We start from the raw sequence: 16,271 nt of genomic DNA, 5'->3' as shown, positions 1-16,271 counted from the left end.
GTGCATATCAGCGTCCGGCACTGAGATCTCCATACTCCCCGTTGTACGTCACGAGCGCAGGGACGCTCGGTGGGGTTTCCTGCAACCAGTTCCGATCCGTGAGCATTCGCGCGATGGACAGGCCGATGCCGATCGCCAAAACTGTGAACGCCACGGTGAAGAGCGACGTCAGAGCCTCAAGCATCTGGCCGTTGTTGAGGTACGTCAGCGAGCGATACAGAGGGACACCCGGGATCATGATGACGACCGCGGGAACCGACAAGGTCACGCGCGAGAACTTTGTCCTTTTCGCGACGAGGTTCGCCAGGATTCCCGCGCTCAGAGCGGCCAAGCCAACTGCTGCGGGAACAGCGAATTCTGCGTAGTCGATGAGCAGAAGACGACCCGTGTTAATGACGGCGCCAATGAGCGCCGCCGCAGCACACACGCGAACCGGCGAGTTGAAGAGCATCGCGAAACCGAAAGACGCAACGTAGCTTGCGAGGAACTTCGCCGGGTACAGCACCCACGCCACGAGCTCGTAGGAGTACTGCGGAGTCACCGACCAGTTGAAGACCGCGGAGACGACCCATGTGGCCATACCCGCGCTCACAACCAGCATGAACACGTACATCAGTCGGGCGATACCGCCCTGGAAATCCTGACGGACCAGGTCAATCATGCCGGTAACCAAGGGGAAACCCGGAACTAGGAAGAGCAGAGCTGAGATGAAGCCCGCTTGGTGCGTGGGTTCGAGGCCGAGGAAGTGCTGAGCCGGGGCGACCAGCAGGATGTAAATCATCGCGGCGAGCGCCCCACAGGCCATCCACACGCCGAAGTGGTTCATTCGGCGATGGATCATCTGGCGACGCAGAACCTGACCGAAGAATGCCGCAACCGCGACCGCGGAACACTCAACCCATCCTCCACCGTTGAGGAATGAGAAGGCCGCACATGCCAAGCCCGATGCCGCGGCATTGGGGAACCAGTCGTAGAGCGCAGGAACTTTCTCAAGTTTGTCGAGTTCACGGTCGACGTATTCCACGCGAACGGTCCGATTCTTTAAGGATTCAACGAAGTTGCCGATGCGGTCGATCTTGTCGGCGTTAATGCCCATCGCGCGCTGTTCTGCCAGCTCCGTACGAAATGTTCCATTCGCGTAGGCCGTTGCCACAATCTCCGTGTACGTCACCTGAGCGTGGTGCTCGGAAATCCCCACGGCCTTTGCTGTATCCGCCATCGCCCGTTTCACACGAAACGCGGATGCACCACAGGACAGCAGCATTTGCCCGAGTCGAAGGACAACGCGGGATTGGTGTGCCAGTCGATCGTGAGCATCGGTACGATGCGTCTGAATATCAACATGATCCCGCATCTGTCTGCGCTCATCGGGCGATTCAGCGAGAGCATCGGTCTCAAGGCGTGGGGTGTCGTTTGATGCGCCGGGTGTATCGTCGGGCTGATCCGCAAAGTTCGGTGCGCTCGATTCCTTCATGCTTCCACTGTGTCACGCACAGAGTCTCATTTCCATGCCGAAAGTCACGGTTCGCCTGTTTTCTTGGCCATATTGCATCTGTATGTAATCCCAGCAGCCGGCTTCGTCAACACATGCGTCAGGGGTGCAAATTCCACCGATTGTCACCAAATCGTTACTCTCCAATCCTTGAGTGTGGCTTATACGTGTCAATAGCCTGATTGTGCATGGCTTCGCAGCCCAAAACACCACCTGGAAGAGCACATCAATGAAGAAGTTGCCGGAGTCGTCCTCGTCACTGAAGATCCCTGGCTCGTCCTCGAATGATTATTCGGATGTTCCAATGAAGCACGACAACAACGCCCTAAGATCAGCTCTCGTAGTGTTTTCATCAGTCGGGCTGATCGCGGGCTGCACCTCCCCCGATCACCACGCCGATGCGATTCCCGAAAAGGTCGATACCGCTAGCGCCTATTCTGCCGAGTTTGCACAGATCCAGAAAACTGCTCATTCTGACCTGGGGAAATCAATCGTTAACGATTCACAGATCACTGAACAAGAAATCCTTGAACTCCAGTCAGCCTTCGAAGACTGCATGGCACAGAATGGGTTTCCCGGCACGGACGTGGACTCTCTCGATGGCGCATTGCTCATTCCTGACCACGGCGGCCCGATGGAGAACGTTGACCTCACTCAAAAACGGTGCGAAGCAGAGACTGACTGGGGGGATATTCAGTTCCTATTCAATAAGATCACGGATAATCCCGAGAACATTCCAATCGAAGAGCTCATGGCTCGCTGTCTGCGCCGCCACGGAGCCGTGTCGGAAGATTATACGAGCGAGGATTATCTGGCCGCCGAAGCCGAATATCATGCGTATATCATGCTGTCCGATGACGAGAAGAAAGAAGCAGCGAAGCATCTGAACTTCATCAGTGACGATGGGCCTCAGATTCTCATGGATTGTCAGCGTCACATGAGTGAATAGTCCCCTGGAGTTTCGCGAATTCCTCGCAAGTGTGTTGCGGTCAACGGCGCGTCCCGTGCTCACCCCAGCCTAAGAGATACCTCGTCGAGGAGCAGAATTCCAGAAGAACGACCAGCGTCGCAATGTTCACTGCTGCATCGACAAGAACGGGGAGCCTCCGCCCGCGAAGCGAGGAGACGCATTCACGCCGCCCCAATGGACAACCCTCATCGACCTCGCCATCGTCGACAAGGGTGCCATTGAGTTCCTCGTCCACATTCGACAGGGCAATTGCCTTTGCCCCTTAAACGGTTCACACGGTTGTTTGTGCGTCAGTTTGAGCGGCAGTTGATATCGATGTTTTCTTGGAATCCTGACGGGTCGCCGAGCTTGGCACGATCAAGATAATCGTTGAAGACTCTGCGTGTGGCATCGTCGGCTCGCTGCGGGCTCATGTAGCCCATATTCGGCACTTTGCTTAGCTGCTCAATGGCGGCAGCAGCTTGATCAGGTGCGGTGGCATAGGTGTTGAGCCATTCTCTTTCCCATGCGCACTCGAAAAGAATAGAGGCGCGGGTATCTCCAAATCCTGATTGGAAGGTGAGCTTGGTGTCTTCACCCTCAAGATCAGCTGGCGGAGTGTAGGATTCCGGCCAGTCAAGTTGGGCAACGGAGTCTTTGTACTCGGCATTGATTTCGTCGTAGGAGACGAAGCCTCTTTCTTCGGAGCTTTGCTTTTCGGTCTCGTGACTACAAGCAGCAACTGAGAACGCAGCTACAGCTGCAACAAGTACGGCAAATGCTCTGATCTGATACTTGTGGTTGTTCATGGTTTCTTTCCTCTTCTGTGTTTCGGCTAGCGCAAAGCCAGGGCGGGTTGGAGGCGTGTCGCTCGGATAGCTGGTGCTATTGATCCAATGAGGGCGGTGACTACGGCGGCTGTCACCGCCGCTAGAGCGGCGAGATAGGGGTATCCCGGAGCTGTGATGGGAGTGTCTCGAGGCAAGAACAGTGGGATGCTCTCAACAAGTGCCATTGAGATCACGATGGCCACACCGGCAACGATGACAGCAAGCAGCAGTGACGAGCCGATCACCAACCCCGCCACGGATCCTCTTGTAGCTCCGAGAGCGCGGCGGATCAGGAGTTCATGGGTACGTTGCTCGATGCTCGCTAGGCCGATATTGATGAGCCCGATAGCGGCAACGCCGAGCAACAGTACAGAGGTGACAATGAAGCTCAGCGAGATAATCTGTAATACGCCCTCGTATTCCTGAGTATCGGAGCGGCTTATCCTGTTCGTGGTTCCTGGGGCGTAGTCGTGCAGCAAATCTGCGATGAGTGTGGAGCGCTGTTGGTCTGTGCGTAACTCTTTGTCGTGCCAATAGAACGTTGCGTTTGTGCTGGCCCACAGGTGCGGAGCCAAAGCAGCGAGACCTTCGACATTGACGTATATCCGCGGAAAGTTCAATCCATCATTGACAATTCCAGTAACTTCAAGCGGAGTCGGCGTCAGAGTTGATCCGGTAGTGAGATAAGCGTAGGAATGGAGCGGAAAATTCTGCGCGGCAGGTTTGTTTGCCACCAATTCCAGTCGAGGCATCTGATTCGCTTGGGTGAGCCAACGTCCCTCGGCCATCGGGAGGTTGTAGACCGATGCGTAGCCTGCCGTGGTGTACACCGTATCAACGCTCAGTCCGCTGGCTAGGTCATCCGTGTTCGGTGGATGATCTAAATCGCGAGTGACAATATAGGTATGCTCTTCGTCCGGAGTGAGAGAGAGTGCAGCGTGCAAATTGTTTTTCTCTAGTGCGCCGATCAGGCTTGAAAGCGAAGCCGATTCGGAGAAATGCTGAGAACTCATCAGCATTGAATATGTAGGGGCACGACCATAGAGCTGTTCATTAGTCGCGGCGAGGTAGTCCTTCCCGATGGTTCCAGCGAGCACAGAAACGATCACCGCAATGATGCCGATGAGCATCGAAAACCCTGTGAGGAACGCTCGTCCGGGCGAGATTCGTAGATCCTGAATGATCATCCTAAGCATGAGTGAGCCTTCCAGAATCCATATGCATCACGTTCTCGCAATGCGCCGCCACTTCGGAATCGTGCGTGACGAGTACGAGTGTGGTGCGCGAAGATCTCACCAGCTCCATCAATACGCTCAGCACGTGCTTGCCGGTATCGGTATCGAGGGCCCCTGTGGGTTCGTCGCAGATCAGCAATTCCGGACGCAATACCAAGGCGCGTGCGATCGCCACCCTTTGCTGTTCACCGCCAGAAAGCCTCCCGGGATACTCCTTGCGTCGATCCGCTAAGCCCACATCCTCAAGAGCCTGCGTGATCCGCGCAAATCGCTGCCTCCGTGAGAGCTTTTCATTCGAGTAGCGCAGGCTCAAATCCACGTTTTCCGCCACGTTCAGATGCCGGATCAGCGAATAGTTTTGGAAGACGAACCCAATGTGGCTGCCGCGAAGCTTGGAACGCTGACGGTCGCTTAAACGACCCACGTCGCTGCCTGCATACGAGTAGCGGCCAGTGAAATCCGAGTTCAGCAGGCCAAGAATGGAGATGAGACTGGTTTTTCCAGATCCGGATTTCCCAACAATCGCATGAGATGTTCCCCGAATAATCTCCAGAGACACGCTATCCACCGTGGTCAAAAGCTGGCGCCGCCCAAGCTGCACTTTCGCCGTCACGTCTTCTAGCTCAAGTAATACGCCGCTCATCAGCTATTTCTTTCGCGGATCAAGATACGGGGCAACGGCGCTGATCACATCACCTTCGCTAAGCCCAGAAGTAATCTCGATATACGCACCATCGGATATGCCCAATCCCACCTCCACAAGGGAAGTAGTCTCGCCGTGCACTAACGTCACCGTTCCTTTGCCTACTCGCCCAGCAACGGCGCTCACGGGTACTGCAAGTACATCAGCTTGAGCTTGACCAGCGAGCACCACAGTTGCTACTTGTCCTGGGCGAACTGGCTGATCTTTCCCTATGAGGCAGAGCAGAGTCTGCGAAGCGACTCGTGGGCGCGGTCCTATCTTCGGCTCAGACTCAGCGGGCTGCTCTGGTGACGGCGCTACAGATTCCTCGGCCTCATCCGGAGCACCCGCGTTACTGGAATTAACGGGCACGACAGCGTTGACGCCTTGAAAGACTGCGTTGTGTGTTGTCGCTGGAGTTTGATCTTCGCTTGCTGGTTCTTGGTCGCCCGGTGAGGTGACGATCGCGTAGATATCCGTGGGACCAAGCCCGCCTGCAATTTGGAATCGACCGGTCAGCGATTCAATAGGGGCAACTGCCAAGAGCGCGGCAGCGTCTACAGTAACGGCGAAACCTTGGTACTCCAGTTCCAATACGGAGTAGTGCGCTGGTACATCATCCGATGCCTCGGCAACTCTTCGCACGACGGCATCCACGGGCGCGTGTATTTCCGCGCCGTTATTCCATCCCAACACCTGACCGGCTTTCACCGAGTCGTTGACTTTCACGGCAGAACGATAAGCTCCACGTTGAGGTGTCGAAAGAACGAAAGACGCCGCTTGTTCTACAGTCGCTTTCGCAGACAACGTCGGAACGATCTGTCGTTTCCCCACCGATACTGTGGGCGCGGTCTGAACAGCACTGATGTCTTCTGCACTCTGGGTGCCTGTGTCACTGGTAGAGCATCCAGAAAGGAGCACAACCAGTGACAACAGGCATCCGCAGAGAGCTCGTGTAGTTGAATCGCGCATGGAATCTCAGTAGGTCAGATCGCCGCCCCACGTGTTATCACACAACCAGCTGCATGCTTTCATCCGGCCTTGGAAGGCAAAGCGAGTGCCGCTACGAATGTTCTCCCACGATTTTGCCCCCTTGGCATTCCACTGCAACGTCCCTGTGAACTGGGGTCCGCCAACTTGTTTCATGTTTCGCAGACCCAAACGAAGGTGTCCACTGGGCATATCACTCACACTCAAGCTAATTGGCCCGGTGTAGGTGTGTGTACGGGTGTAATCGTATTGAACGAGAGAGCCAGAAGTATTGAGCTGACCTGAGACATACGAGTTGTCTGCGTAGGCAATGCCCGCATTACCTGCGAGAATGATGAGCGTAGCTCCCGCTGCAACGATTCGTTTCTTGAACGACATGATGATTCTCCTCTGTTTCAAGATTCGATAGGTTTAGTACCGGAGATCTCCGGTGCCTTCACCTTACGCACGTTGAGCCACCCCTTGAATACCCCAATATTGGGGTAGTCACTTGGTCATGGCCGTGGATATCCTAGGCACAAGTGTATCTCAAGCTGATTATAGGAGGGAATCTCCATGCGGATGTTGATGGCCTGTACTCTTACTCTTCTCCTAGCAAGCACAGGAGTAACTGGGGTAGTATCTGCACACCCTCCAATGAACCCAAAGCATCAAGTCTCTAAGACATATATTACCAGTCACCCAATTTGCAAACTTTTTCCGCGGTTATGCGAATAAGTAGGAGCGGAAGCTTTGTTTCATCACATCAATAGGCGGTTAAGGGGAAGAAGCACTTTTGTACTCGTTTTCTGGCTTCTGCTGATTCTGATCGTCGTTTTTGATTTAGTTCTCCTTGGCGGAGCATCCTCGCTCACAAATATTACACTGACGGCGGTCCTATTCATTGCCGCGACACTCATTCCTTTTCATCCTCGACTCTACGGATGGGTGTTCCTCCTGCTCGACACCGGACTCGCTGCCTTATCGCCTGTTCCCGTAGGCATCCTCGGATATGTATGCATGGCAGTGCTCTTCCTTTGGGGATGGCACAGATACACAGTCGATGCTGCTGTGGGGGCGCCGGTTGTCCTTGGTGGTTTTTGGGCGGGCTCCTCATTCCAACCCGGCGCTGTGATGCTATTGCTTATGCTCGGTGCAGCCTATAGCAGCGGATACATAATGCGTCGCTACGTCGATGAACGCGATGCCGCAGTGAACCAACTATGGGAGCATGAGATCCAACAGCTGAGAAATTCTCAACAATTGAGAAATACACTAGCAATCCACTTACATGATTCTCTCGCCGGGACGCTATCCGTGGTGACAAAGCTTGCTGAAGCACTACGAAATGAAGTTCCAAAAAATACTCCCCTAGAATCAAAAGCCGAGATTCTAGAGGAGCAAGCTCGCACTTCTCTCAAAGAGCTTCGGGGAATTATTCAGTTGCTCGATAGTCCGAATCAGGCTCTCGATCAAAGTTTGAGCTTCATGTCCGAGCTGGAAAGATTGAAGAATATGGTTTCAGCAGCTGGAATCCACTTTGAGATGGAATATAACGCCGGAGACTTGGAGCTTCTTCCCGTCGAAGTAAATAGCGTTCTGTCGACTTTTCTTCGAGAGGCCTGCACAAACTTAATCAAATTCGCTGCACCATCGACCAATGCAACGCTCTGCGTTTCTTGTGATGCGGATTCAATTGAGATCATGATGAAAAATCAATATCTCAATGTTGTACGAGATGCGGTATTCAGCTCAGGTAAAGGATTGAACGCACTTCAGGAAAAGTTCGAGGTCATCGGAGGAGAACTCGATATCTGGACGGTGAACAACTGGTGGTATGTACGCTGCGAAGTACCGCTTGAGAAAGGTGAGGCGAATGCCCTCAAATAAGCCTCGTGATACAGACGAAACTCGCGACACTCACAGTGCATCTGCACAAGATGTGCTGCGGCTGATTTTTGCAGACGATTCGCCGATTTATCGAGAGCAAGAAAGCGCATTGCTGCGCCAATTCTCGAGCATCGATCTTGTGGGAGTTGCTGCCTCAGGGATGGAGCTCTTGCATCTTGCCAAATCGATGACGTGGGATGTGGCGCTACTTGATATCGCTATGCCAGAGATCGACGGAATTGAAACCCTCAAGCGACTCTTGGAGATACAGCCTGATGCCACGGTTGTCATGCTCACAGCATTTGAGCGGCCACACACGCTTCGCGAAGCCTTAGCTGCTGGGGCAAAGGGCTTTCTGACGAAAGAAACCTCCACCGCCGAGATCGTTACGGCCCTACACCGCGCGTATCACGGCAAAGCCGTGTTTGATGAACGACCCATTCAGATCCTTCAAGACTATTACGTGCTGGGTAGCTCGCCGCAGGTAGATCACGAGTTTGCTGAGCGTTTAGAAAGGCTCCCCCAGCATTTACGCAAAGTCGTGGATTATCTTGCGGATTCCTACACGAACCGAGAGATCGCCCGAGCAACCGGATTGTCCGAACACACCGTAGGAAGCTACGTACGGGACGCGATCACCTTGTTAGAGGCCCGACGCGGTGAAATAGCTGTGAAAATGCAGGGGCTTAACCGAGGAAACTAGTTGACCGACCTTGATGGAAAGAGCCGTGTTGCGGCTCGCCTGGGTGGTTGTTGCAAGTGCGGCGCGTGTGGTTGGTGTGCCTTGTCCTGTGTGCGTGTGCTTTGCTGGTGTGCGGGTCCCCGTGTGTGTGTTGTGGTGTCCCGTTTTGTGGAGGCGTTCGTGGTTTACGCGTGGTTATGTGTGGTTATGTGTGTGTGAGCCGGCACCCCCCGTTGGGGGGTGTCGGCTCACAGTGAAAGTTTGTTGTGGCGGTGTCCTACTCTCCCACACTCTCCCAAGTGCAGTACCATCGGCGCTGTGAGGCTTAGCTTCCAGGTTCGAAAAGGAAGGGCTGGGCGTTTCCCTCACGCTATGACCACCACAAGACTATTGGTCCACACACACTGCCCTAACCCCGTGTGTTGGGGTTTGGCTCTTGTTGTGTGGGTTGTGGGTGATTCGTATAGTGGTTGCAAACACAACACTCATTGTGCCACACACAATAATTGTGTGTGTGTTGTTGTTTAGTGTTGGCCCATTAGTACCAGTCAGCTCACACACCTCTTACAAGGCTTGCACTTCTGGCCTATCAACCCAGTAGTCTCCTGGGGGCCTTCCACCACCAAAGGGTGGTGCGGAAACCTCATCTCGAAGCAAGCTTCCCGCTTAGATGCTTTCAGCGGTTATCCCTCCCGAACGTAGCCAACCAGCCATGCACCTGGCGGTACAACTGGCACACCAGAGGTTCGTCCATCCCGGTCCTCTCGTACTAGGGACGGCCCTTCACAAGTTTCCTACGCGCACAGAGGATAGGGACCGAACTGTCTCACGACGTTCTGAACCCAGCTCGCGTACCGCTTTAATGGGCGAACAGCCCAACCCTTGGGACCAACTCCAGCCCCAGGATGCGACGAGCCGACATCGAGGTGCCAAACCATGCCGTCGATATGGACTCTTGGGCAAGATCAGCCTGTTATCCCCGGGGTACCTTTTATCCGTTGAGCGACCACGCACCCACGTGCCATGGCCGGATCACTAGTTCCTGCTTTCGCACCTGCTCGACCCGTCGGTCTCACAGTCAAGCTCCCTTGTACACTTACACTCAACACCTGATGACCAACCAGGCTGAGGGAACCTTTGAGCGCCTCCGTTACATTTTAGGAGGCAACCGCCCCAGTTAAACTACCCACCAGGCACTGTCCCCAACCCGGATCACGGGCCAAGGTTAGATGACCGCTCCCACCAGAATGGTATTTCAACGACGACTCCACCACCGCTAGCGCGACAGCTTCACAGTCTCCCACCTATCCTACACAAGCGAAAGCGAACACCAATACCAAGCTATAGTAAAGGTCCCGGGGTCTTTCCGTCCTTCTGCGCGAAACGAGCATCTTTACTCGTACTGCAATTTCACCGAGTTCACGGTCGAGACAGCGGAGAAGTCGTTACGCCATTCGTGCAGGTCGGAACTTACCCGACAAGGAATTTCGCTACCTTAGGATGGTTATAGTTACCACCGCCGTTTACTGGGGCTTAAATTCAAACCTTCACCACACAAGTATGGTTGAGTCTTCCTCTTAACCTTCCAGCACCGGGCAGGCGTCAGTGCGTATACATCGTCTTACGACTTCGCACGCACCTGTGTTTTTGATAAACAGTCGCTTCTCCCTATTCTCTGCGACCCCCAACCACCACCACACCGCATGGGCGTGAGACCGCCGGAGGTCCTCCTTATCCCGAAGTTACGGAGGAATTTTGCCGAGTTCCTTAACCATGATTCACTCGAACGCCTCGGTATACTCTACCTGACCACCAGAGTCGGTTTAGGGTACGGGCGCGTAACCCCCTCACGTCGAGGCTTTTCTTGGCAGCATAGGATCACCAGCAGCCAACCACAACGGCCAGCCTCATCAGTCCTCACCCACAATGTCACCCGGATTTACCTGAGCAACAGGCCACAACCTTAAACACACAAACCACCAGTGTGCGCCAGCTACCTTCCTGCGTCACCCCTGTTAACACGCTTACCTACACACCAGCAGGACCCCACAACCACCACAACACCCAACCCCAAAAGGGAAAGGCGAGCAGCGGCAAATGGTTAGCACACCAGCTTCAGCACTTGTCGGTTATTACGCGGTACCAGAATATCAACTGGTCACCCATCGACTACGCCTGTCGGCCTCGCCTTAGGACCCGACTAACCCAGGGCGGAAAAACCTGCCCCTGGAACCCTTAGTCAATCAGCGGACGGGATTCTCACCCGCCAAACGTTACTCATGCCTGCATTCTCACTCCCACACGCTCCACCAACCATCACCAGCAGGCTTCACCGCGAGCAGGACGCTCCCCTACCCACCCACACAACCCAAAAGGCTTTGCCCCTCAGGTCTTATACGTGTGAATGTCACAGCTTCGGCGGTACACTTAAGCCCCGCTACATTGTCGGCGCGAAACCACTTGACCAGTGAGCTATTACGCACTCTTTCAAGGATGGCTGCTTCTAAGCCAACCTCCTGGTTGTCACCGCGATCTCACATCCTTTCCCACTTAGCGCACACTTAGGGGCCTTAGCTGATGATCTGGGCTGTTTCCCTCTCGACTACGAAGCTTATCCCCCGCAGTCTCACTGCCATGCTCAACCTAATGGCATTCGGAGTTTAGCTGACGTCAGTAACCCAAAAGGCCCATCAGCCATCCAGTAGCTCTACCTCCACCAGGCAACACACAACGCTGCACCTAAATGCATTTCGGGGAGAACCAGCTATCACGGAGTTTGATTGGCCTTTCACCCCTACCCACAATTCATCCCCCCCATTTTCAACTGAGGTGGGTTCGGTCCTCCACAAAGTCTTACCCTTGCTTCAACCTGACCATGGGTAGATCACCCCGCTTCGGGTCCAGAACACGCGACACACGCCCAACAATATTTCAGACTCGCTTTCGCTACGCATCCCCCACACGGGTTAAGCACGCCACGCATCACTGACTCGCAGGCTCATTCTTCAAAAGGCACGCCATCACCCCACAAGGCTCTGACGGCTTACAGGCACCCGGTTTCAGGCACTATTTCACTCCCCTCCCGGGGTACTTTTCACCATTCCCTCACGGTACTATGCACTATCGGTCACCAAGAAGTATTCAGGCTTACCAAGTGGTCTTGGCAGATTCACACGAGATTCCACGAGCCCCGCACTACTCGGGCACCCAACCCGTCCCATCATGTCACGGTCCGCCTACACGACTATCACGCACTACGGTCACCCATCCCAGAATGTTCAACTCCCACAACACAACAAAACCCCACCCCGGCAGAGATGGAACGATCGAGCCCCACAACACCGCACACGCAACGCCCGCCGACTAATCACACGCACACGGTTTAGCCATCATCCGCTTTCGCTCGCCACTACACACGGAATATCTTTTCCTACGGGTACTAAGATGTTTCACTTCCCCGCGTTCCCCCCATCACCCTATACACGTTCAGATGACAGTAACCCCACACAACCAGGGCTAGGTTCCCCCATTCGGACACCCTCGGATCCAAGCTCGCTCGCCAACTCCCCGAGGCATATCGCAGGCCGCAACGTCCTTCATCAGCTCTTGATGCCAAGGCATCCACCGAATGCCCAACAAAACTAAACACAAACACAAAACACAAAAAATAAAGATGCTCGCAACCACTATACAAATCACCAACAACCCACCACACACCCAAACAACCACAGTAATAGCAGTCCAGATGCAAGCCACAGGCCACACAATGTTGAACCTGAACCCGACAGCATGCTCATCCATTACCTACGCCTGCAACCCCAAAACGCGCCCACACCCACCACACACAACGCATAGATCAACAAGCATGAACACAAGAAAACACCACACACACAAACACGCGCGCACAGCATTCCCCAAAACGAGGCTCCCTAGAAAGGAGGTGATCCAGCCGCACCTTCCGGTACGGCTACCTTGTTACGACTTCGTCCCAATCGCCAATCCCACCTTCGACCACTCCCCCCAAAACGGTTAGGCCATGAGCTTCGGGTGTTACCAACTTTCGTGACGTGACGGGCGGTGTGTACAAGGCCCGAGAACGTATTCACCGCAGCGTTGCTGATCTGCGATTACTAGCGACTCCACCTTCATGGGGTCGAGTTGCAGACCCCAATCCGAACTGAGACCAGCTTTAAGGGATTCGCTCCACCTTACGGCATCGCAACCCTCTGTACCAGCCATTGTAGCATGCGTGAAGCCCAAGACATAAGGGGCATGATGATTTGACGTCATCCCCACCTTCCTCCGAGTTAACCCCGGCAGTCCCCCACGAGTCCCCACCACAACGTGCTGGCAACATAGGGCAAGGGTTGCGCTCGTTGCGGGACTTAACCCAACATCTCACGACACGAGCTGACGACAACCATGCACCACCTGCACACCCCCAACCAAATGCACCACCATCTCTAGTGGCTCAGGGCGCATGTCAAGCCTTGGTAAGGTTCTTCGCGTTGCATCGAATTAATCCGCATGCTCCGCCGCTTGTGCGGGCCCCCGTCAATTCCTTTGAGTTTTAGCCTTGCGGCCGTACTCCCCAGGCGGGGCACTTAAAGCGTTAGCTACGGCGCAGAAACCACGGGTGGCCCCCACACCTAGTGCCCAACGTTTACAGCATGGACTACCAGGGTATCTAATCCTGTTCGCTCCCCACGCTTTCGCTCCTCAGCGTCAGTAACGGCCCAGAGACCCGCCTTCGCCACCGGTGTTCCTCCTGATATCTGCGCATTCCACCGCTACACCAGGAATTCCAGTCTCCCCTACCGCACTCAAGCCAGCCCGTACCCACCGCACTCCCCCAGTTAAGCCAGGAAATTTCACGACAGACGCAACCAACCGCCTACAAGCCCTTTACGCCCAATAATTCCGGACAACGCTCGCGCCCTACGTATTACCGCGGCTGCTGGCACGTAGTTAGCCGGCGCTTCTTTACCCACTACCCTCACCCAGGCCCAAAACCCAGACTTGACCATGAGCGAAAGAGGTTCACAACCCGAAGGCCTACATCCCTCACGCGGCGTCGCTGCATCAGGCTTTCGCCCATTGTGCAATATTCCCCACTGCTGCCTCCCGTAGGAGTCTGGGCCGTATCTCAGTCCCAATGTGACCGGTCACCCTCTCAGGCCGGCTACCCGTCAAAGCCTTGGTAAGCCATCACCCCACCAACAAGCTGATAGGCCGCGAGCCCATCCCCCACCACAAAAGCTTTCCACCAACCCCCATGCGAAGGAAAGTGAATACCCAGTATTAGCAGCCGTTTCCGACCGTTATCCCAAAGAAGAGGGCAGGTTACTCACGTGTTACTCACCCGTTCGCCACTAATCAACAGCACAAAAAGCACCGCATCATCGTTCGACTTGCATGTGTTAAGCACGCCGCCAGCGTTCGTCCTGAGCCAGGATCAAACTCTCCGAACAAAAAACTCGAAAAAACCCAAACCAACCCAACCACAACAGCCAAGCCAACCCAGGCAATCCCAACCAAAAACAACTCAAAAACAAAAAACAGGCATAAAAACAAACAAACACACTATCGAGTTCACAAACAACACCAACACAACCTGGACACACCCCAACTAGTGTGGACCAAGAAGGCTTGAGTTCGGCGCCATGTTTCCACGAGACTCAAGAACTCTTAGAGTCCGAATCTCGCTGCCGTTCGGCGCAACGAGGAATACATTAACGACATCCACCTCGGCGGGTCAAATCGACTCCTCCTCAGTCTTCTTCAGTCTCTACGCAGGAGAAACCCCGATATCTCGCCGAAAAACCCGCAAACCAAACCTCGAAACAACAAAATGTGATCTACGTTCGTTAGCCAGTTCACCAGATGACGCACAGTTTCCCTGACCATTCATGACCGCAATCACGAACCCTTTCACTCTGGCTCGAACACCTCTCCCGAAGGAGACCACAGTCCATGAATGAGCTTCAGAGACAACGTCACATCGACGAAACGGGCGTGAAGCAGGCACAGCGAATGCCTGTTTCACGCCCGATTCAGACCGCGTTCTCGGCCTGGCTACGCGCACACCCTCAGATCAGCGCGTCCCCAGGTGTTCCTGGACAGGAATATCGATCGTCGGCAGATCACGGACCGCGCGGCGCACAGCACGTGAAACCGAAGGAGACACACGCTCATCGAAAACACCGGGAATGATGTAGGAAGGCGAGAGCTCGTCCTCGGTAATTACTTCGGCGATGGCGTTGGCGGCCACGCGGAGAACCTCCGTCGTAATCTCCTTGACCTTTGCGTCCAGGAGACCGCGGAAGAGGCCGGGGAACGCCAGAACGTTGTTGATCTGGTTCGGAAAGTCGCTTCGCCCGGTGGCGACAATCGCAGCGGGTTCACCGGCAGCAAGCGGGTCCACCTCGGGTGTCGGGTTTGCCAGGGCAAAAACGATGGCGTTCGGCGCCATTTTCGCGATGTCGTCGCCGTTGAGGATATTGCCCTGGGAGACGCCGATGAAAACGTCAGCGCCCTCGATTCCTTCCTTCAGCGAGCCGTGTACCAGACGCGGGTTCGTTGCCTCAGCCAGGGCCTTACGCGACGGGTGCATCCCTTCGGTGTCATCTCCAGCCAACGCTCCTGTGCGGCCGTAGCCAACGATGTCTTTGGCTCCCTGGGCCAACAGCAGGCGGATGATCGCATTCCCGGCAGCACCCACACCAGAAACAACGATACGGACATCTTCGATTTTCTTGTTCACCAACTTAAGCGCGTTAATGAGCGCAGCGAGCACAACGATAGCGGTGCCGTGCTGGTCGTCATGGAAAACCGGAATGTCGAGTTCGGCGCGCAAACGCTCTTCAATTTCGAAGCAACGCGGAGCCGAGATGTCTTCGAGGTTGATGCCGCCGTACGCGGGCGCAATGGCTTTGACGATCGCGATGATTTCCTCGGTGTCTTTGGTGTCCAAGACAACGGGCCAGGCGTCAACGCCACCGAATTCCTTAAAGAGGACGGCCTTGCCTTCCATAACGGGCAGGGCGGCCTCGGGTCCGATATCTCCCAGGCCCAAAACGGCGGTTCCATCGGACACGACGGCGACAGAGTTCGCCTTCATGGTGAGCAAATGTGCTTTCTGCGGGCTGTCGTGGATGGCAGTGCAGACTCGGGCGACGCCGGGAGTGTACGCACGAGACAGGTCGTCGCGGTTACGCAGTGGAACTTTGGAAGCCACCTCGATTTTGCCGCCGATATGTGAGAGGAACGTCTGGTCGGCAACGGAGGACGCAGTGACACCGGCGAGGGAGTCCAAGACGTCTCGCACTTGGCGCCGGTGGGCGGAGTCACGCATGTTGCAGGTCAGGTCAAGGACCATGTTTCCACGATCGGAGTCCGCAACGTCGAGGCCCTTGATTTCAGCTCCAGTCTCGGAAACTGCGTCGATAATCGCGGCGATAGAGGTCTGCGATTCGTCGACCTCGAGCCGGTAGGACGCGGTGTACGACGGTGAGGTGTGCATATTTTTCCCTATTTCTGTCG

Annotated in this window: 10 protein-coding genes and 3 rRNA genes; 3 read left to right on the top strand and 10 right to left on the bottom strand. The window is 54.9% G+C overall.

The features are described 5' to 3' along the window. Nucleotides 1–7: 7 nt before the first annotated feature. A complete protein-coding gene (locus G7Y41_RS03035; RefSeq protein WP_165218560.1) occupies nt 8–1,354 on the bottom strand; it encodes a threonine/serine exporter family protein in 1,347 nt (448 codons plus the stop codon). A 367-nt stretch (nt 1,355–1,721) separates the two neighbouring features. Between G7Y41_RS03035 and G7Y41_RS03030 the strand changes: the two genes are divergently transcribed. After that, on the top strand, nt 1,722–2,441 hold the full coding sequence (locus G7Y41_RS03030) for a hypothetical protein (RefSeq protein ID WP_165315245.1): 720 nt from the start codon (nt 1,722–1,724) through the stop codon (nt 2,439–2,441). Between the two features lie 311 nt (nt 2,442–2,752). Here G7Y41_RS03030 and G7Y41_RS03025 read toward each other — a convergent pair whose 3' ends face one another. From G7Y41_RS03025 to G7Y41_RS03005, 5 genes are all read right to left on the bottom strand, one after another. Continuing rightward, nucleotides 2,753–3,250, bottom strand: coding sequence for a hypothetical protein (locus G7Y41_RS03025; RefSeq protein WP_165315246.1), 498 nt, complete (start codon nt 3,248–3,250; stop codon nt 2,753–2,755). Nucleotides 3,251–3,276: 26 nt separating this feature from the next. Then, nucleotides 3,277–4,467 carry an ABC transporter permease gene (locus G7Y41_RS03020; protein WP_165315247.1) on the bottom strand — a complete coding sequence of 397 codons (1,191 nt, stop codon included), beginning with the start codon at nt 4,465–4,467 and terminating at the stop codon, nt 3,277–3,279. Next, nucleotides 4,460–5,149 (bottom strand): ABC transporter ATP-binding protein, encoded by a 690-nt coding sequence (locus G7Y41_RS03015; protein WP_165218465.1) that lies wholly within the window; start codon nt 5,147–5,149, stop codon nt 4,460–4,462. The genes G7Y41_RS03020 and G7Y41_RS03015 overlap by 8 nt, the downstream gene beginning before the upstream one ends. A gap of 3 nt (nt 5,150–5,152) precedes the next feature. Continuing rightward, nucleotides 5,153–5,917 carry an efflux RND transporter periplasmic adaptor subunit gene (locus G7Y41_RS03010; RefSeq protein ID WP_165218468.1) on the bottom strand — a complete coding sequence of 255 codons (765 nt, stop codon included), beginning with the start codon at nt 5,915–5,917 and terminating at the stop codon, nt 5,153–5,155. A gap of 249 nt (nt 5,918–6,166) precedes the next feature. After that, a complete protein-coding gene (locus G7Y41_RS03005) occupies nt 6,167–6,556 on the bottom strand; it encodes a hypothetical protein (RefSeq protein WP_231367356.1) in 390 nt (129 codons plus the stop codon). Between the two features lie 354 nt (nt 6,557–6,910). Here G7Y41_RS03005 and G7Y41_RS03000 point away from each other — a divergent pair, with 354 nt between their 5' ends. Next, a complete protein-coding gene (locus G7Y41_RS03000) occupies nt 6,911–8,047 on the top strand; it encodes a sensor histidine kinase (RefSeq protein WP_165315248.1) in 1,137 nt (378 codons plus the stop codon). Continuing rightward, complete coding sequence (locus G7Y41_RS02995) at nt 8,034–8,750, top strand: response regulator transcription factor (protein ID WP_165315249.1); 717 nt, start codon at nt 8,034–8,036, stop codon at nt 8,748–8,750. Before G7Y41_RS03000 ends, G7Y41_RS02995 begins: the two co-directional genes overlap by 14 nt. A 243-nt stretch (nt 8,751–8,993) precedes the next feature. Here the strand turns inward: G7Y41_RS02995 and rrf are convergent. The 4 genes from rrf to G7Y41_RS02975 all read right to left on the bottom strand — a co-directional run bounded on the left by rrf (nt 8,994) and on the right by G7Y41_RS02975 (nt 16,251). Beyond that, nucleotides 8,994–9,113: ribosomal RNA gene (rrf, locus tag G7Y41_RS02990) — 5S ribosomal RNA — on the bottom strand. A 135-nt stretch (nt 9,114–9,248) separates the two neighbouring features. Then, nucleotides 9,249–12,377, bottom strand: a 23S ribosomal RNA gene (locus tag G7Y41_RS02985). A 285-nt stretch (nt 12,378–12,662) separates the two neighbouring features. Further along, a 16S ribosomal RNA gene (locus G7Y41_RS02980) occupies nt 12,663–14,200 on the bottom strand. The 16S, 23S and 5S rRNA genes sit together here, the layout of an rRNA operon. Nucleotides 14,201–14,823: 623 nt before the next feature. After that, on the bottom strand, nt 14,824–16,251 hold the full coding sequence (locus G7Y41_RS02975) for an NAD(P)-dependent malic enzyme (protein WP_165316413.1): 1,428 nt from the start codon (nt 16,249–16,251) through the stop codon (nt 14,824–14,826). Between the last annotated feature and the right edge of the window lie 20 nt (nt 16,252–16,271).

Origin of the sequence: Schaalia sp. ZJ405 (assembly GCF_011038885.2) — a bacterium.
GTDB lineage: Bacteria > Actinomycetota > Actinomycetes > Actinomycetales > Actinomycetaceae > Pauljensenia.
Note: the sequence above shows the minus strand (reverse complement) of the source record. Positions and strands in the feature narration are given on the sequence as shown.